The following is a 16185-nucleotide window of genomic DNA, read 5'->3' as shown; positions in this document are numbered from 1 at the left end:
GCCCGCCCCCGCCCCTGGGCACCTTGATCCTTGGCGCTCACAGATCCTGGTCCGTCCGCGCCGCGTCAAGGACCTCGCCGACGATCCTGAACGCTTGTGATGGCTGGTACCCCTTGCGCGCCAGCATGGAGGCGAGCCGGCGCATGGTCTTGTCCCGCTCGGCACGGTCGGACAACTCCCCCGCGTTTCTGAGCTTGCGCTCCACGAGTTCACGCGCGGCATGCTCCTCGGCTTCGTCGCTGAGCTGTTCGAGGGCGTTCGCCGCGGTCTCCGCGTCGATGCCCTTCTCGGCCAGCTCGCGCCGGAGCGCCCCTTTCGCCAGCCTTCGCGATTGGGCCCGGCTGCGGACCCACATGTCGGCGAATTCGGCGTCGTCCACCAGCCGGACTTCTTCGAACCTGTCCAGCACCGCTTCGGCCACGTCTTCGGGGACATTACGCTCGGCCAGCTTGCGGGACAGCTGGAGCCTGCTCTTCGGGGAGCTGGTGAGCTGCCTCAGGACGATGGCCCGGGCAACGGAGGCCGGGTCCGGTTCGGCGTCAGGACTCAGGCCGGAGCCGGATCCCTCCGTGTCCTGGTCAGGATCCCCGGACGGAAATCCTGACCCACCGCCTCGTCTACGCCTAGAACCCGTCAACGGCCTTGAGCTTCGGTGCGGCTTCGCCTTCTGAAGCGGCAGGCTTCACCCCGACGCCAAGCTTCTCCTTGATCAGCCGCTCCAGCTCGGCGGCGAGCTCGGGATTGTCGCGCAGGAAACGGCGCGAGTTCTCCATGCCCTGTCCCAGCTGGTCGCCGTCGTACGTGAACCAGGAACCCGACTTCTTGATGAGGCCGTGCTCCACGCCCATGTCAATGATTCCGCCTTCGCGGGAAATGCCCTGGCCGTAAATAATGTCGAACTCGGCAATCTTGAACGGCGGAGCCATTTTGTTCTTGACGATCTTGGCCTTGGTCCGGTTGCCCACGGAGTCAGCGCCTTCTTTGAGCGTCTGGATTCTGCGGACATCGATACGGATGGAGGCGTAGAACTTCAGCGCCTTACCACCGGTGGTGGTTTCAGGCGAGCCGAAGAAGACGCCAATCTTTTCACGCAGCTGGTTGATGAAGATGGCGGTGGTCTTGGTCTGGCTGAGGCGCCCCGTGATCTTACGGAGGGCCTGGCTCATCAGGCGTGCCTGGAGGCCCACGTGGCTGTCGCCCATGTCGCCTTCGATTTCCGCGCGGGGAACGAGGGCCGCCACGGAGTCGATGACGATGACGTCGAGCGAGCCCGAGCCAATAAGCATGTCCATGATTTCCAGGGCCTGCTCACCGGTGTCCGGCTGGGATACCAGCAGGGCATCGGTGTCAACGCCCAGCTTGGCCGCGTACTCCGGATCAAGGGCGTGCTCGGCGTCGATGAAGGCCGCTATGCCGCCCAGACGCTGGGCGTTGGCGACAGCGTGCAGGGCAACCGTGGTCTTACCGGATGATTCCGGGCCATAGATTTCTACGACACGGCCGCGCGGCAACCCGCCAATTCCCAATGCCACGTCCAGGGCGATGGATCCGGTGGGAATCACCTCGATGGGGGCACGCACCTCATCGCCCAGCCGCATGACGGAGCCTTTGCCGAACTGCTTGTCAATCTGGGCAAGCGCTGCGTCGAGCGCCTTCTGACGATCCGGGGCTGCCGCCATGGTTCACACCTCTAATGTTTCTCGCTGGAGTGGCCTCAGCGGCCCTAATGTTTGTCATCACCGACGCTAACGTCACCCTCCGACATTCTTGCCGGATGACGCTGCGTATGTGGAAAACCCTCTGAAAAAAGCATAGCCCTACCCGAACAGATATTCGAACAACCGTGCGGCGTGTCAGGGCACGGAGCGCTACTTGCGGGCGGGTTTGATGTCCCTGCCGAGCCTGCGCTCGGGGGGAACATCCTGAACATCGCACATCGCCAGCCAGACCTGGCGCGGTGGCACGCCTGCGGCAAGCGCCTGGTCCGCCGTACGGCTGCCGACCCCTGCCAGCACGAGCGAACTGCTCAGCACGCGCGAGTAGCCGGCCCCGAACTCGTCGTCCATTAGTCGCCAGAAGTCACTGATTCGCACAAATAAAGTCTCTCACGCCACGGGACAATAGAATTGTTGCTATGAGCAACCCAGCCGCCGATTCCGACGCTTCCCGCATCCCCGAAGACAGCGTCGACGCGGCCTTGCGGACCGTGGAGAACCAGATCAGCCTGTTCTGGCGCCGTGGCCGTTCCATCTCCCAACAGCTCTCGCGCCAGGTGCATCCGGACATGGAGCCGGCCGCCTACGGACTGCTCACTGTGATCCGCCGCGAAGGGCCCATCCGGCTGACGGACCTGGCTTCGTGCATCGGAGTGGGAAAGCCATCTGTCAGCAGACAGATCGCTTTTCTTGAGAGCATCGGCCTGGTCTCCAAGGACGCCGATCCGCTCGACCGCCGGGCACAGGCCATCCGGCTTACGCCAAGGGGCGAAGAAAAGATGCACCAGGTCCAGGACGCACGGCGCGAGGTGTTCCGGGACAGGCTTGGCGAATGGCCGGTGGAGGAACTGCAGGCACTTGCCAAGTACATGGCCAAACTCAATGCCACGTACGAGCGCGACGGCTTCCCCAAGGACGGTACGAAGTAGGCACCGGGGCGCCGTCGGAATCCGCCACAACCACGAAGGGCCCCGGCATGATGCCGGGGTCCTTCGTTTGTGTTGCTGAACGACTGGGTCAGCGGGCGCCCGAGAGCAGGCCCTTGGCCAATTCGTCCGACAGATCTGTGGTGAGTTCGCGGTCCAGGTCGCGGCCGTAGCGCTGCGCGAACTCCTGCGGGACGGTGTCCGGAACTGCTACGCCTTCGGCGACGGCGACGCGGTCGCTGACTTCGCGCAGCATGCTGGACAACGGGACATCGAGGGCCGAGCAGATCGAGGAGAGCAGCTCCGAAGAGGCTTCCTTCTGGCCGCGTTCCACTTCACTCAGGTAGCCCAGTGATACGCGGGCACTGTGCGAGACTTCGCGGAGGGTACGGCCTTGGCGTTGGCGGACATCGCGCAGCACATCACCGATTTCGTGACGAAGTACAACCATCTTGCGCTCCTTCTGTTCGCTCTTAGCCTGATCGGCGAGGCCCACATCCTTCCAGCGGACAACGCCGTTTACGGATACGGGCTGCTTTACCATCTGTATCGCCTTGCTCCCTCGTTTGTCAGATCCGCCTGCATCAGGCGAACCATAATTATTTATTCATCCTAGGCGCCTCCATGATTCGGAAGCGACACAATGTAACAACTATTAGGAATCAAATTTTGTTCCCGGCAACTTTACGCCGGGTAAGCCCGCAAAGATAGGGCCTCAAGTAGCCGCTCCAAGGCTGCGGCACAGGCCTGGGACCGGATCTCGGCCCGGCCTCCGTCGAAAACGTAGCCGAACGACGTCGAACCCTCAGCAGTGGCAACTCCGACGAACACGGTTCCCACCTCTTTTCCGCCGTGCGGTTCGGGCCCTGCGACGCCGGTGGTGGACACCCCGAGGTCCGCTCCACAGATCCTTCTCGCGCCGGCGGCCATAGCCGCGGCGACGTCGCCGTCAACGGAGCCGACTGCGTCTAGAAGGTCACGCGGCACCCCCAGGACGTCAGCCTTCACGGAGTTCTGATAGGAGACGACGCCACCCTGGAGCATGGCGGACGCCCCGGGGGTGTCGGCCAGGACCGCTGCCACCATGCCCGCCGTCAATGACTCCGCCGTGGCCACGGTGAGTCCCCTCGCGATGGCTTCAGTTACCGTCTTCTCCGCGATCCGATGCAGATTAGTCATGACCATGCCTCCCTTAACGCGGCTGACGTTATCCCCGTTGGCTCTCCGCGCGCCGACCGCTGGCACGCAGCTTCAGCGCTTCCACAACATACTGGACCCCGGTCCACACTGTGATGGCCACGGCCACGATCATGACGATGAACGCCACAATCCCAAGCCAGGGCGCCAGTGACGCCAGCGGGATGACATAGAGGAGGATCGCCACGGTTTGGACCACGGTCTTCAGCTTGCCACCCCGGGATGCAGGAATCACCCCGTAGCGGATCACAAAGAAACGCAAGGCCGTGATGCCCCATTCCCGGGCCAGGATCAGGATGGTGATCCACCACGGCAGCTCGGCCAGAACGGACAGCATCACCAGGGCCGAGCCGGTGAGCAGCTTGTCCGCGATGGGGTCGGCGATCTTGCCGAAGTCGGTGATGAGACCGCGGCTGCGGGCAATGTCGCCGTCGAGTTTGTCGGTGTAGATCGCGACGGCGAACGTCAGGGCGGCGGCCCACCGCCAGATCCCGTTCTGGGCATGCAGTGCCGGCGAGTCCAAAAGGAGGAACCAGACGAAGAACGGCACCAAGGCGATCCGCAGCATCGTCAGGATGTTCGGAAGGTTCCAGATCCCGGAGGCGGAGCCTGAGCTGTGGGCTTCAGTGCTAGTCACTCTCCTAGGCTACCGTCCGGTGAGTGACCAGGCGTCCTCGGAGCCGCTGTCATCCTCACCGGATCCTTCATCGGCCCCGTCGTAGTACTCAACCTTCTGGCTGCGGTTCTCCAGGTCGGCGGCCACGAGGTCCTCCGCGTAGCCGCCCTGGGCGATGTTGGCGTTGGCGTTATCGCTCAGTGCCGCCGTCTGGGAATCCGGGGCGGCGGGCGCCTCGAGCCCCTTCATGGCGGCCAGCACTGCGGCGAGGTCATCGGGCTTGACCAGCACGTCGCGGGCCTTGGATCCTTCGGAAGGGCCCACCACTCCCCTGGACTCGAGCAGGTCCATGAGGCGGCCGGCCTTTGCGAAACCGACACGGAGCTTGCGCTGCAGCATCGAGGTGGAGCCGAACTGCGTGGTGACGACGAGCTCGGTGGCCTGGAGCAGGACTTCGAGGTCGTCCCCGATGTCGTCGTCGATCTGCTTCTTCTGTGCCTCGGGCGCGACGTCGTCGCGGTAGACGGCCTTGAGCTGGCCCTTGACGTGTTCGACCACCTTGTGGATCTCGGACTCGGTGACCCACGCGCCCTGGACGCGCATGGCCTTGTTGGCGCCCATCGGCAGGAAGAGCGCGTCGCCCTGGCCGATCAACTTCTCGGCGCCGGGCTGGTCCAGGACCACGCGGGAGTCGGTCACCGAGGACGTGGCGAACGCCATGCGGGAGGGCACGTTCGCCTTGATCAGGCCCGTCACGACGTCCACTGACGGACGCTGGGTGGCAAGGACCAGGTGGATGCCGGCCGCACGGGCCAGCTGGGTGATGCGGACAATGGAGTCTTCGACGTCGCGCGGGGCCACCATCATGAGGTCGGCGAGTTCGTCCACGATCACCAGCAGGTACGGGTACGGCTTGATGACGCGCTTGGAATCGACCGGCGGGTGGACCTTGCCGGCCCGGACCGCCTTGTTGAAGTCGTCGATGTGCTTGAAGCCGTAGTTGGCCAGGTCGTCATAGCGGGCGTCCATTTCCCGGACCACCCACTGCAGCGCCTCGGCGGCCTTCTTCGGGTTGGTGATGATGGGGGTGATCAGGTGCGGCACGCCTTCATAGGCGGTGAGTTCCACCCGCTTGGGGTCCACCATGACCATCCGCACCTCGTCCGGGGTGGCGCGCATCAGGATGGAAGTGATCATGGAGTTTACGAAGGACGACTTGCCGGCGCCGGTGGCGCCGGCCACCAGCAGGTGGGGCATCTTGGCGAGGTTGGCAACGACGTAGCCGCCCTCGACGTCCTTGCCGACACCCATCACCATGGGGTGGTCCGTGCGGCGGGCGTTCTGACTCCGGAGCACGTCGCCGAGGGACACGGTCTCGCGGTCCGTGTTGGGGATCTCGATGCCGATGGCGGACTTGCCGGGGATGGGACTCAGGATGCGAACGTCCGAGCTGGCCACAGCATAGGAGATGTTCTTGGACAGTGCCGTGACGCGCTCCACCTTGGTCCCGGGCGACAGCTCGATTTCGTAGCGGGTCACGGTGGGGCCGCGGCTGAAGCCCGTGACCTGGGCGTCCACGTTGAACTGGTTCAACGTCTCCGTCAGGGACGCCACAATGGCGTCGTTGGCTTCCGTCCGCTCCTTGGGGATCGATCCGGGGGTCAACACGTCCGACGACGGCAGCGTGTAGGTGACGTCGCCCGCCAGGGACAGCTGCTCGGTGCGCTGCGGGATGGGAGTGGGCGGCGGGGCGGGGCTCACCGGACGGGAAGGAACCTGCGCGGCGGCCGCCACGGCGGCAGGGGCAGGCGTGTTCAACGAACCGGCCGACACCATTCCGGGTGTGACCAGCGGGATGGCCTCGGTGGCGTTGTCCCCGGCCTTGGCCTGGGAACCGAGTCCTTGGGCGGCCTTGATTTTCTCCACGGCGATTTCGGCCTGCGTGGGTCGGCGTACTCCCGGCGCGGGCCGGGAACCCTTGGCCGCGGGAGCGTCGTCGTCGATCACGGCGTGTTCGAATGCTTCATCTCCCACGTAGCCCTCGAGGCCTTCGTCGCCCTCCCGGTCCTTGCCGAAGAGCCGCATGCGCTTCTTCTTCTTCGGCGCGGCAGGGGCGGCGTTTTCGTAGAGGTAGCTGCGGTCGTGGCCGTCATTGGCGTCATGATCCTGGAGATCTATGCCCATGAGGTGTTCGTAGGCTCCGCGGAGGCGACTGGGGATGGCGCCGAAAGGCGTGGCGGTGACAATCAGCAGCGAGGTGAAGGCCAGCAACCCGTAAACCACCACCGGCACGGCCGGGTGAAGGGCCGCGAGCGGGGACGCGGCCAGGAATCCCAACATGCCACCGGCCTGCCGGAGTCCGGCGAATCCGTCCGCAACAGTGGGTTGGCCGCCGATGATATGCGCCAAGCCGCAGCCGGCAAAGGTCATGATCAGGAAGCCGATTCCGATCCGGTTGTTGCCCCGGCCATCGGCCGGCTGACGAAAAAGCCGGAAGGCGCACACAAAGAGCATGAGCGGCAGCAACAGCGACATCCAGCCGAATGTCCCGTTCACGATGGCGTAGATGGCGTCCGGAAGCCAGCCCTTGAAGCCCCACCATGCGAAGGTGGCCACGAAGACACCGAGGGCCAGGTTGAAGAGGGCGGCCCCATCGCGGCGCTCCTCCGGCGCAAGGTCACTGACGTCATGTCCGATCCGCCTGACACCGGCGCCGACCATATGGCCGATGCCAAGCCAGGCGCCGGCCACCACCCTGACAGGCCACGGCTGATGGGGTTCAACCGTGGCCATCTGCTTGGTCCGTGCCGTACCGGATGTTCCCCCCGGCCGGCTCGTTTTGGACGTAGCGGAGCCGGTGCCCCGGCCCGCAGAGCTGCCTGATTTACCGCTTGAGTTGCCTCTAGGCGCGGAGGAAGTACGTGTCGCCATACTGTCCACGCTACCCGAGTATCGACCGGTAACTCCGGATTTCCGGGCCCCCCGGATCCATGTTGCACCACATCCCGGCCGGCCAACCGCCTGTTAACGAGCGCCGGCCCTCCCTGCAGGATCCTTGCCGGGGAGGCAACGGTCCTGCTGGGAGGGCCTGACGTGGCGCGGAGGCAGCCGCTTAGGCTTCCAGCACCACCGGGATGATCATGGGCTTGCGGCGCAGCTTCCGGTTGACCCAGGTGCCCACAACGCGGCGGACCACCTGCTGCAGCTGGTGCGTGGTGTGCTCACCGTGGTTGAGTACGGCTTCCTCCAGGGCGGCGTTGATCTTGGGAATGATCTCATCGAAGACGGAATCGTCCTCTGCAACGCCGCGCGCGTGGATCTCCGGGCCGGAAACGACCTTGCCCGTGGCCCGGTGGATGACCGTGATGATGGAGATGAAGCCTTCGTCACCGAGGACCTGGCGGTCCTTGAGGTCCGCATCCGTGATTTCGCCGACGCTGGATCCGTCCACGTACACAAACCCGACTTCGACCTGGCCCACAACGTCAGCCTGGTGGTCGCGGAGGTCAATGACCGTGCCGTTATCAGCCAGGAGGATGCTCTCTTCGGGGACACCGGAGTCCAGGGCGATCTTGCCGTTGGCAATCAGGTGCCGGGTCTCGCCGTGCACGGGCATGGCGTTGAGCGGTTCGAGGATGTTGTAGCAGTACAGCAGCTCGCCGGCGGCGGCGTGGCCGGAGACGTGGACCTTGGCGTTGCCCTTGTGGATGACGTCGGCGCCGAGCTTGAGCAGGCCGTTGATGATGCGGAACACGGCGTTCTCGTTGCCCGGGATCAGGCTGGAGGCGAGGATGACGGTGTCGCCCTGGCCGACGACGACGCGGTGGTCACCGTTGGCCATGCGGGACAGGGCCGCCATCGGCTCGCCCTGGGAACCGGTGGACATCAGCACCACCCGGTTGTCCGGCAGGTTGTCGATGTTCTTGATATCCACCAGGATGCCGTCCGGCACGTCCAGGTAGCCCAGCTTTGCGGCGATTGCCATGTTCCGCACCATGGAGCGGCCGACGAAGGCCACCTTCCGGTTGTGGTTGGCCGCGGCGTCCAGAACCTGCTGGACGCGGTGCACGTGGGAGGAGAACGAGGCCACGATGAGGCGCTTGGACGCCTGCCCGAAGAGCCGGTCCAGGGTAGGCCCGATCTCTTTTTCGGCAGTGGTGAAGCCCGGAACGTCGGCGTTCGTGGAGTCGGACATAAACAGGTCCACGCCTTCTTCGCCAAGCTTGGCGAAGTGGCGGAGGTCCGTGATCCGTCCGTCCAGGGGCAACTGGTCCATCTTGAAGTCGCCCGTGTGAAGGACAGTGCCGCCTGCCGTGCGGAGGAACACGGCGAGGGCGTCGGGGATGGAGTGGTTGACGGCGACGAATTCGCATTCGAACGGGCCGAACTTCTCCACCTGCCCCTCGGTGACGGTGAGGGTAAGCGGCCTGATCCGGTGCTCCTGCAGCTTCGCCTCGATCAGGGCCAGGGTCAGCTGGGACCCTACGAGGGGAATGTCGGCCCGCAGCCGGAGCAGGTACGGGACCGCTCCGATGTGGTCTTCGTGGCCGTGTGTGAGCACAACAGCCACGATGTCCTGGAGCCGGTTCTCGATGTAGGAGAAATCAGGCAGGATCAGGTCCACGCCGGGCTGGGTCTCCTCAGGGAAGAGGACTCCGCAGTCCACGATGAGGAGCTTGCCGGCGATTTCGAAGACCGTCATGTTGCGGCCGATCTCCCCCAGGCCGCCAAGCGGCACGATCCGAAGCGTGTCGGCTCGAAGTGTGGGCGGAGTAACCAGTCCTGGAAGGGCGGTTTGGGTCATAGTGCACTACTTTCCGGGCGGAACAATGCCGGACTTTTCCGATCAGGAAAAGACCAGCCCTGCTTCCGCCAAATCCTCGCGGATGGTTTCGATCTCGGCTTCGTCCGGCTCCACGAGGGGCAAACGGACAACCGAGTTGGGCAGGACTCCCTGCCATTTAAGAATCTGCTTGGCCGCAACGGCCCCCTGCACCCGGGTCATCGTGGCCCGGATGACAGGTTCGAGTTCAAAATTGATCTTGCGGGCGGTGCCGAGGTCGTTCGCGTTGACGGCGTCGATCAGCTCGCGGAACCGGCGGGTGGCAACGTGGGTCGTGACGCCCACGAGCCCGACGGCGCCCAGCGCCATCCACGGCAGGGTCAATCCGTCGTCGCCGGAGTAGAACAGGAGGTCTGTGTGCGCCATGACGCGCGTGGCGGCGGCGAAATCGGCCTTGGCATCTTTGACGGCAACGATGTTCGGGTGCTCGGCGAGACGGATCATGGTCTCCGGAGCAATCTGGATTGAGGACCGGCCGGGGATGTCGTAGAGCATCACGGGAACGTTAGTGGCCGAGGCAATCGTCTCAAAGTGGGCGCGCACGCCGGCCTGGCTGGGCTTGTTGTAGTACGGCGTGACGATCAACAGTCCGTCTACGCCAACCTCGGCTGCCTGCCGGGAAAGGTGAACGGAGTGCGCGGTGTCGTTGGTTCCGGTGCCGGCGATGATCGCGGCACGGCCGCCAACGGCTTCCTTCACCGCACGGAACATCCCGAGGTTTTCCTCGTCGGTGAGGGTGGAGGTTTCGCCGGTGGTTCCGGTGACCACCAGACCGTCGCAGCCGTCATTGACGAGCTTCACGGCCAGTTCCGCCGCCTGCTGGTAGTCCACTTTGCCGTCCTGGGTGAACGGCGTGACCATTGCGGTCAGGAGGGTACCGAAAGCAGGGATATTCGCGGAAGTGTCAGCCATAGTAAAAACGTTACCTTGTCCACGGCATGTTAGGACAATGGCGCCAACGTGATGAACATCAAATTCCGTCCTGGACCGTCACGTTGACTGCGGCCGGCGTGGCATCCTGGCCTCCCGCGGCGCGGGTTCCGGGTTCGGCTGCGGGTCGGGTTCGTCTGCACCCCTGCCCGTTGGAGAAGGCGTGCCGCAATACAGGCTGACGGCTTCCTCACGGAGCACTTCCGCCCAGGAGGCGAGACGTTGCGCGGCACGCACGTAGTGGAACAGTTCCGTCGGAGTGAGTGCCTCGACGTCGCATTCAGCGAGCCTGCGGGCGAGCTCGGCTCCCGGCGGTTGTTCAGAGAGCCGCGGCCCTTCCTGGCTCCACTGGATGTCCTCAGCGGGGCGGCCTTCGACAAGTTGCCGGAACAGGTAATCCACAACGCCGGGACTCATTGCCCTCAAGGGGTCCTGCCGGACTGACTGAGCATGTGACCCGCGGCGTGGCGGCGCGGCCTTTGGTAACCGGTCTGGTGTGTTGTTCATAAAGCGATGTTATTCGAACATATATTCGAATACAAGATCCGGCGCGGCCGTGCCGCCAATTGCCGTGTTGCCACTCGCCGTGCTGCCCATTGTGGGCACAGCAGCGTGGTCCAGGGCTGGCGTGGTCCCGGGATGATGAGACCGGGGGTGTGAGACGATCGGCTCATGACCTACCGCGGCACGGCTAAACCCTCCCGGACGGCCAAAGGACCAGCCGCGGTGACACGCCTGGCTGGCATCGACGCGGCGCGCGGACTTGCGCTGCTGGGCATGATGGCCACTCATCTCCTTCCCACGTTCCAGACGGATGCGCAGCTCACCCCCACCTGGATCGGGCTGACTTTTTCGGGCCGGGCGGCCGCGTTGTTTGCTGTCCTTGCCGGCATTGGGCTGGCACTCTCGACCGGAAAGCAGCGTCCTTTGGAAGGCGTGGCCTTGCGTGGGGCGCGCCGCGGTGTGTCGCTCCGCGCCGTGGTGATCGCCGTCGTCGGGCTCTTCCTCGGCGGCCTCGACGTCAACGTGGCCATCATCCTTGTTCACTACGCCGCGCTGTTCCTGTGCGTGCTGCCGTTCCTGGGGCTGGGCATCAGGCCGTTGTGCGGGTTCGCTGCTGCCTGGGCGTTGGGTTCGCCCGTCCTGGCCTACCTCCTGCGGCCCTGGCTGATGGCTGCCTCCCCGCCACTGCAGCTCGGGCACAATGCCGGGTGGGATGACCTGTCCACTCCCGGCCAGCTGCTGGGGGACATCTTCCTGACCGGCTACTACCCGGTGTTCCAATGGCTGACCTACCTCCTGATCGGGCTGGCGATCGGACGGCTGGCGCTGGCGAGCCTGGTGGTCCAGGTGCTGCTGCTTGCCGGCGGGACGGCGGTGGCGGTCCTGGCGAAGTGGCTGGGCACTGTGATGATGGAGGACTGGGGCGGCAGGGCGAGGCTCCAGGCACTTCTGGGAGACCCGAAGTACCCGCTCGACAGCGTCCTTCAGGTCAATCTGGCGGGGATCGATCAATCGGGCTCGTGGTGGTGGCTGGCCAGCAGCGCGCCCCATTCCGGCACAACGTTGGATCTACTCCACACCTCGGCGGTGGCGGCAGCCGTGGTGGGCGCCTGCCTGTTGCTGGAACGGCTGGGCCAATGGCTCAGCCTGGACCTCCTGCTCCCGGTGCGAGGAGCAGGAGCCATGACCCTCAGCCTTTACACAGCCCATGTGGCGGTGGTGGCAGCGATGTACCGGCAGCCGCTGCCCGGTGGCTGGACTGAAGACGGCGTGTATTTTGCCCAGGCCCTGACGGCCCTGATGATCGGGGCGGCTTTTGCGTCCCTGAACTGGCGCGGACCACTGGAGTGGGCCGGTCACGCGGCGAACCAGTTGGGCAGGCGCCAGAGTGCGGGCGTCCGGTAGCAGCCGCTACCGGACAGCCCGCTGGTCGCGGAAAATCCTCAGTGCATCGCGCATGGACGCCCGGGCGCGTTTGCGGTCTCCAGCGGCGTCATAGGCGCAGCTAAGGCGGAACCAGGAACGCCAGTCATCGGGGGCCGATTCCGCCTCCGCGCGGTATTTCTCAAACTCGGCGTCCGCCGATTCCCGGACGATCCTTCCGGCCGGGGTCCGCTGCAGGTTGTCCTCCGGCAGCCCGCCCTCGGCCTCAAGAACCTTTGCCATCTGTTCGGTCCTTGCGCCAAACAGCAATTCACGGACCAGCGCCCAGGCGCCGATGGCGGGCAGCACGAGGTAGGCCGCCCCGATGGCTTTGGCCACCGGATTAGGATCCCCGAGCAGGAGCACGGAGCGCTGGAACGAGACCACCAGGTAGAACACCAACAGGAGCGTGACCGCACCCACCCAGATCTTGGTGCGGTTGCTCTTCAGTGCTGCCACAACGTTCCCCATGATCAGGCGCCCAGGTCCAGGTAACCGTCCAGGCCCACCGTCAGTCCGGGGTTGCCGGCCACGTTGCGCACGCCGAGGAGCACTCCGGGCATAAAGGATGCCCGGTCGAACGAATCGTGCCGCAGCGTCAGCTGCTCCCCCGGCCCTCCGAGGAGGACTTCCTGGTGGGCGACGAGGCCGCGGAGCCGCACGCTGTGCACGCGGACGCCGTCCACGTCGCAGCCGCGCGCACCGGGAAGCTCGGTGGTGGTGGCGTCGGGGCTGGCCCCGACGCCGGAGGCCGCCCGCTCGGCCGAAATCAGCTGCGCGGTCCGGAGCGCGGTCCCGGAGGGGGCATCCACTTTGTCCGGGTGGTGCAGTTCGATGATCTCCACCGATTCAAAGTACTTGGATGCCTTGGCGGCAAAGGCCGATGCCAGGACCGACCCCAAGGCGAAGTTAGGTGCGATCAGGACGCCGACGCCCGGGTTCCGGGAGAGCAGTTCCTCCAGCCCGGCGAGCCGTGCGGCATCCCACCCGGTGGTGCCGACGACGGCGTGCATGCCGTTCCCGACGGCGAAACGCACGTTCGCCTCGGTGCTCTCGGGAACCGTCAGGTCCACCACCACCTGCGCGCCGGCCGTTACCAGCTCGTCGAGGGAATCGTCCCTGCCCAGCGCGGCCACCATCTTCATGTCTGCTGCGGCCTCGATGGCTTTGACTGCCTCGGCGCCCATGCGCCCGTTCGCGCCCAGCACGGCGACTGCGAGTTGTTCGGTCATGGGATTAACCCTACCGCCGGGCCACGCGGCCCGATGAACGGTTACTTTACGCTCCTGCACCGACCCATTCGACGGAGCCGTCGCTGAAGAACTGCTCTTTCCAGATGGGTACCTGCGCTTTGATGCGGTCCACGAGTTCCGAGCACACCTCGAACGCCTGGCCACGGTGGGACGCCGACACGGCGCAAACCAGGGCCGGGTCTCCGATTTCCAGCATTCCCACCCGGTGGGCCGCCCAGATCCGCACCGGTTCCCGGCGCTCGTCGCCGGCATGTTCGGCGACCAGCTGCGCCACGACATCGGCCATCACCTGGTGGGCGGTGGGGTGGGCACTGTAGCTGAGCCGCTCGACGGCTTTTCCGCCGTCGTGGTTCCTGACCACGCCGCTGAAACTGACGACGGCGCCGGCCGTGTCAGATTCCACAGCGGCAATGGCCTGCTCCACCGAGATGGGTTCGGCGCTCAGCACCGCGTGCACGATCTCGAAGCGTGGTTCCGGGGCGATGTCAGTGCCCATGATGGCCCTCCAGCTGGTCGCAAAGATGCCCGATCACAGGGTCAAGAACGGTGAGGCCGTCCATCACGCCCTTGGGTGATCCGGGCAGGTTGACGATAAAAGTTTTGCCTGCGGCTCCGGCGTGACCGCGGCTGAGCATGGCCGTGGGGGTTTTGGCCGTGCCAGCCCGCCTGAGCCCTTCCATGATGCCGGGAATCTCGCGGTCCAGCAACGGCAGCGTCATTTCCGGGGTCAGGTCATCAGGGCTGAGCCCGGTCCCTCCGCTGGTGATGATGACGGCGGGCTGCTGGGTCAGAAGCGCCCGGAGCGCAGCGCCCACAGGCTCTCCGTCCGGGACCACCATGGCCGGAAACGGTTCGAAGCCGTGCTCCGCGAGCCAATCAATAATTACCGGCCCGGTCTCGTCCTGGTAGATGCCGGCCGCAGCCCTGTTGGAGGCAATCACGACGCCGGCCTTGCGCCCTGTAGCCTCCCCGTGGCGGTGCGGTTCACTGTTGCCGGGTTCAAAGCTGCTCATGCTGTCCAGTCCCCGCTCTTGCCGCCGCTTTTGGCCAGCACCCTGATATCGGTCAGGACCGCGTGTTTGTCCACGGCCTTGATCATGTCGTACACGCTGAGCGCCGCCACCGAGGCGGCCGTCAGGGCCTCCATCTCGACGCCGGTGACGCCCCTGGTTTTGACCGTGGCGAAAACTCCCACCGTGTCGGCGCCGAGCTCGAAGTCGAGTGTCACCTTGGCGATCGGGAGCGGGTGGCACAACGGGATGAGTTCCGGAGTCTTTTTCGCGGCCATGATGCCTGCCACCCGGGCCACCGCGAGGGCGTCTCCCTTCGGCAGGTCACCGGCGCCCAGAAGGGCCATCACCTCGGCCGTGGTCCGGACAGTTGCCGTGGCCGTGGCCTCCCGCGTCGTTTCGGCCTTAGCGGAAACGTCCACCATCTGCGCTGTTCCGTCGCGGCGCAGATGCGTCAGGCTGGCGGCTTCGGCAGCAGTGTCATCACTGTTCACGGCGCTGGTATCTTCACTGTTCACAGCGTCCATACTTCCACTTCTTCGCCTGCCACGAGCGCGGAGGTCCCCACGGGCACGTGGACCAGTGCGTTTGAGTTCGCCAAGGCGTGGATCAGGTGCGAACCTGCCCCGCCTTCAAGGCGGACCGTACCATCCGGCAGGAGCGTGCCGCGGCGGACCTGATGTTTGCCTTCAGGCGACGTCAGCGGGCTGGCCAGGCGGGCCTTCACCGCCGGGCGGGGGGCCGGGGATCCGAGCAACGTGCCCAGCACCGGCCGCAGGAACATCTCGAAGGAAATGAGGCAGCTCACGGGGTTCCCCGGAAACCCGATAAACGGGGTGCCGTCGAACCGTCCGAGGCCTTGGGGTCCGCCCGGCTGCATGGCCACGTGCAGGAACTCCACCTCCTGTGCCGCGGTGGCCTGCCGGACTACCTCGTACGCGCCCTTGCTGACCCCGCCGGTGGTGACGATCAGGTCAACAGCGGGTGAGTGCCGGCGCAGCAGGAGGAGAAGCTCGTCCGGGCTGTCCGTGGAGATCCCGGTCCTGAGCACGTCGAGGCCCGCCTGCCGCATCGCCGCTTCAAGCAGGGTGCCGTTGGCGTCGTAAATCTTGCCGGCTGCCAGCGGGCTTCCCGGCTCCACCACTTCGTCCCCCGTGGTGACCAACAGGACTCTTGCCTTCCTGTACACGGTGACCACGGTGATGCCGAGTGCGGCCAGAAGTCCCAGCTGGCCGGGACCGAGGCAGGTTCCCGCGGCCAGCGCCAGCTCGCCGGCCCTCACATCGCTGCCGGCGTCGCGCACAAACGTGCCCGCCAGCACCGGCGGAAGCCTGACCGTGGCCGCCTTGCCGGGCACGGGAAACACGTCGGGCTCCGCTAGTTCGATGGGCACGACGGCGTCGGCACCCGGCGGGATCATGGCTCCGGTCATGATGGGGGCGGCAAGGCCCGTTTCCAGGGCCGCGGGGGCCGCGCCGGCCGGAATGGGGTCGGTAATCCGGAGTTCAGCCCCGGCGTCCGGAATGTCCGCGCTGCGCACGGCGTAGCCATCCATCTGCGAATTCGCGAACGGCGGCAGGTCCAGCGGAGCCAGGATATCCATGGCCAGCCCGCGGCCCAGGGCTGCCAGGAGCGGCAGCTGCTCGGTGTTCTCCGGCCTGGCGAAGGCCGCCAGCAAGTCGTGGAAGGCCTGGCGGTGCGCGGCGACGGTGCGTGGCGTCCCGTGATCGGGGCCGGAATGGGAACTGGCGGTATGGTGCATGGGTTCC

The 16185-nt window shown here is 65.6% G+C and carries 18 protein-coding genes; 2 read left to right on the top strand and 16 right to left on the bottom strand.

All coding sequences use genetic code 11. From position 1 onward, the window contains the following. Positions 1-37: 37 nt before the first annotated feature. The 3 genes from ACP4XC_RS07175 to ACP4XC_RS07165 form a co-directional block, all read right to left on the bottom strand. Positions 38-550: a regulatory protein RecX gene (locus ACP4XC_RS07175; RefSeq protein WP_427175047.1), complete on the bottom strand. Its 513-nt coding sequence runs from the start codon at positions 548-550 to the stop codon at positions 38-40. Between the two features lie 73 nt (positions 551-623). Continuing rightward, positions 624-1679, bottom strand: coding sequence for a recombinase RecA (recA, locus tag ACP4XC_RS07170; protein ID WP_427174181.1), 1056 nt, complete (start codon positions 1677-1679; stop codon positions 624-626). Positions 1680-1868: 189 nt separating this feature from the next. Beyond that, a complete protein-coding gene (locus ACP4XC_RS07165; RefSeq protein ID WP_427174180.1) occupies positions 1869-2093 on the bottom strand; it encodes a DUF3046 domain-containing protein in 225 nt (74 codons plus the stop codon). Between the two features lie 41 nt (positions 2094-2134). Here ACP4XC_RS07165 and ACP4XC_RS07160 point away from each other — a divergent pair, with 41 nt between their 5' ends. Beyond that, positions 2135-2644, top strand: a complete 510-nt coding sequence (locus ACP4XC_RS07160; RefSeq protein ID WP_427174179.1) for a MarR family winged helix-turn-helix transcriptional regulator — start codon at positions 2135-2137, stop codon at positions 2642-2644. Positions 2645-2732: 88 nt separating this feature from the next. On the opposite strand, the gene ACP4XC_RS07155 is transcribed toward ACP4XC_RS07160, so the two are convergent. The 7 genes from ACP4XC_RS07155 to ACP4XC_RS07125 form a co-directional block, all read right to left on the bottom strand. Beyond that, positions 2733-3185 (bottom strand): helix-turn-helix domain-containing protein, encoded by a 453-nt coding sequence (locus ACP4XC_RS07155; RefSeq protein WP_427174178.1) that lies wholly within the window; start codon positions 3183-3185, stop codon positions 2733-2735. 140 nt (positions 3186-3325) lie between these two features. After that, positions 3326-3820 (bottom strand): CinA family protein, encoded by a 495-nt coding sequence (locus ACP4XC_RS07150; RefSeq protein ID WP_427174177.1) that lies wholly within the window; start codon positions 3818-3820, stop codon positions 3326-3328. 28 nt (positions 3821-3848) lie between these two features. Then, positions 3849-4475 carry a CDP-diacylglycerol--glycerol-3-phosphate 3-phosphatidyltransferase gene (pgsA, locus tag ACP4XC_RS07145; protein WP_427174176.1) on the bottom strand — a complete coding sequence of 209 codons (627 nt, stop codon included), beginning with the start codon at positions 4473-4475 and terminating at the stop codon, positions 3849-3851. 9 nt (positions 4476-4484) lie between these two features. After that, complete coding sequence (locus tag ACP4XC_RS07140) at positions 4485-7385, bottom strand: DNA translocase FtsK (RefSeq protein ID WP_427174175.1); 2901 nt, start codon at positions 7383-7385, stop codon at positions 4485-4487. Positions 7386-7566: 181 nt separating this feature from the next. After that, entirely contained in the window at positions 7567-9258 is a 1692-nt protein-coding gene (locus ACP4XC_RS07135) for a ribonuclease J (protein ID WP_427174174.1), read from the bottom strand. 42 nt (positions 9259-9300) lie between these two features. Next, positions 9301-10209 carry a 4-hydroxy-tetrahydrodipicolinate synthase gene (dapA, locus tag ACP4XC_RS07130; protein ID WP_427174173.1) on the bottom strand — a complete coding sequence of 303 codons (909 nt, stop codon included), beginning with the start codon at positions 10207-10209 and terminating at the stop codon, positions 9301-9303. Positions 10210-10287: 78 nt separating this feature from the next. Then, a complete protein-coding gene (locus ACP4XC_RS07125; protein WP_427174172.1) occupies positions 10288-10644 on the bottom strand; it encodes a hypothetical protein in 357 nt (118 codons plus the stop codon). Positions 10645-10899: 255 nt separating this feature from the next. Here ACP4XC_RS07125 and ACP4XC_RS07120 point away from each other — a divergent pair, with 255 nt between their 5' ends. After that, complete coding sequence (locus ACP4XC_RS07120) at positions 10900-12135, top strand: heparan-alpha-glucosaminide N-acetyltransferase domain-containing protein (RefSeq protein ID WP_427174171.1); 1236 nt, start codon at positions 10900-10902, stop codon at positions 12133-12135. Between the two features lie 6 nt (positions 12136-12141). Here ACP4XC_RS07120 and ACP4XC_RS07115 read toward each other — a convergent pair whose 3' ends face one another. The 6 genes from ACP4XC_RS07115 to ACP4XC_RS07090 are packed head-to-tail and all read right to left on the bottom strand — an operon-like array spanning position 12142 to position 16178. Further along, on the bottom strand, positions 12142-12624 hold the full coding sequence (locus ACP4XC_RS07115) for a hypothetical protein (RefSeq protein ID WP_427174169.1): 483 nt from the start codon (positions 12622-12624) through the stop codon (positions 12142-12144). Between the two features lie 2 nt (positions 12625-12626). Continuing rightward, positions 12627-13385: a 4-hydroxy-tetrahydrodipicolinate reductase gene (gene dapB, locus ACP4XC_RS07110; RefSeq protein ID WP_427174168.1), complete on the bottom strand. Its 759-nt coding sequence runs from the start codon at positions 13383-13385 to the stop codon at positions 12627-12629. Between the two features lie 46 nt (positions 13386-13431). Further along, positions 13432-13902: a molybdenum cofactor biosynthesis protein MoaE gene (locus ACP4XC_RS07105; RefSeq protein ID WP_427174167.1), complete on the bottom strand. Its 471-nt coding sequence runs from the start codon at positions 13900-13902 to the stop codon at positions 13432-13434. Beyond that, positions 13892-14419, bottom strand: a complete 528-nt coding sequence (locus ACP4XC_RS07100; RefSeq protein WP_427174165.1) for a MogA/MoaB family molybdenum cofactor biosynthesis protein — start codon at positions 14417-14419, stop codon at positions 13892-13894. Before ACP4XC_RS07100 ends, ACP4XC_RS07105 begins: the two co-directional genes overlap by 11 nt. Next, positions 14416-14943 carry a cyclic pyranopterin monophosphate synthase MoaC gene (moaC, locus tag ACP4XC_RS07095; RefSeq protein ID WP_427174164.1) on the bottom strand — a complete coding sequence of 176 codons (528 nt, stop codon included), beginning with the start codon at positions 14941-14943 and terminating at the stop codon, positions 14416-14418. The genes ACP4XC_RS07100 and moaC overlap by 4 nt, the downstream gene beginning before the upstream one ends. Beyond that, on the bottom strand, positions 14931-16178 hold the full coding sequence (locus tag ACP4XC_RS07090) for a molybdopterin molybdotransferase MoeA (protein ID WP_427174163.1): 1248 nt from the start codon (positions 16176-16178) through the stop codon (positions 14931-14933). The genes moaC and ACP4XC_RS07090 overlap by 13 nt, the downstream gene beginning before the upstream one ends. Between the last annotated feature and the right edge of the window lie 7 nt (positions 16179-16185).

This window comes from Arthrobacter sp. 92 (assembly GCF_050260325.1).
In the GTDB taxonomy this organism is placed as follows: domain Bacteria; phylum Actinomycetota; class Actinomycetes; order Actinomycetales; family Micrococcaceae; genus Arthrobacter.
Note: the sequence above shows the minus strand (reverse complement) of the source record. Positions and strands in the feature narration are given on the sequence as shown.

Bases quoted from the DNA above. Each gene is read 5' to 3' on its own strand.
- ACP4XC_RS07160 (WP_427174179.1), top strand. From the start codon at position 2,135: ATGAGCAACCCAGCCGCCGATTCCGACGCTTCCCGCATCCCCGAAGAC.
- moaC (WP_427174164.1), bottom strand. From the start codon at position 14,943: ATGGACGCTGTGAACAGTGAAGATACCAGCGCCGTGAACAGTGATGAC.
- ACP4XC_RS07140 (WP_427174175.1), bottom strand. From the start codon at position 7,385: ATGGCGACACGTACTTCCTCCGCGCCTAGAGGCAACTCAAGCGGTAAA.
- ACP4XC_RS07105 (WP_427174167.1), bottom strand. From the start codon at position 13,902: ATGGGCACTGACATCGCCCCGGAACCACGCTTCGAGATCGTGCACGCG.
- ACP4XC_RS07150 (WP_427174177.1), bottom strand. From the start codon at position 3,820: ATGACTAATCTGCATCGGATCGCGGAGAAGACGGTAACTGAAGCCATC.
- ACP4XC_RS07155 (WP_427174178.1), bottom strand. From the start codon at position 3,185: ATGGTAAAGCAGCCCGTATCCGTAAACGGCGTTGTCCGCTGGAAGGAT.
- ACP4XC_RS07090 (WP_427174163.1), bottom strand. From the start codon at position 16,178: ATGCACCATACCGCCAGTTCCCATTCCGGCCCCGATCACGGGACGCCA.
- ACP4XC_RS07125 (WP_427174172.1), bottom strand. From the start codon at position 10,644: ATGAGTCCCGGCGTTGTGGATTACCTGTTCCGGCAACTTGTCGAAGGC.
- ACP4XC_RS07115 (WP_427174169.1), bottom strand. From the start codon at position 12,624: ATGGGGAACGTTGTGGCAGCACTGAAGAGCAACCGCACCAAGATCTGG.
- ACP4XC_RS07135 (WP_427174174.1), bottom strand. From the start codon at position 9,258: ATGACCCAAACCGCCCTTCCAGGACTGGTTACTCCGCCCACACTTCGA.
- ACP4XC_RS07120 (WP_427174171.1), top strand. From the start codon at position 10,900: ATGACCTACCGCGGCACGGCTAAACCCTCCCGGACGGCCAAAGGACCA.
- dapA (WP_427174173.1), bottom strand. From the start codon at position 10,209: ATGGCTGACACTTCCGCGAATATCCCTGCTTTCGGTACCCTCCTGACC.
- ACP4XC_RS07100 (WP_427174165.1), bottom strand. From the start codon at position 14,419: ATGAGCAGCTTTGAACCCGGCAACAGTGAACCGCACCGCCACGGGGAG.
- recA (WP_427174181.1), bottom strand. From the start codon at position 1,679: ATGGCGGCAGCCCCGGATCGTCAGAAGGCGCTCGACGCAGCGCTTGCC.
- dapB (WP_427174168.1), bottom strand. From the start codon at position 13,385: ATGACCGAACAACTCGCAGTCGCCGTGCTGGGCGCGAACGGGCGCATG.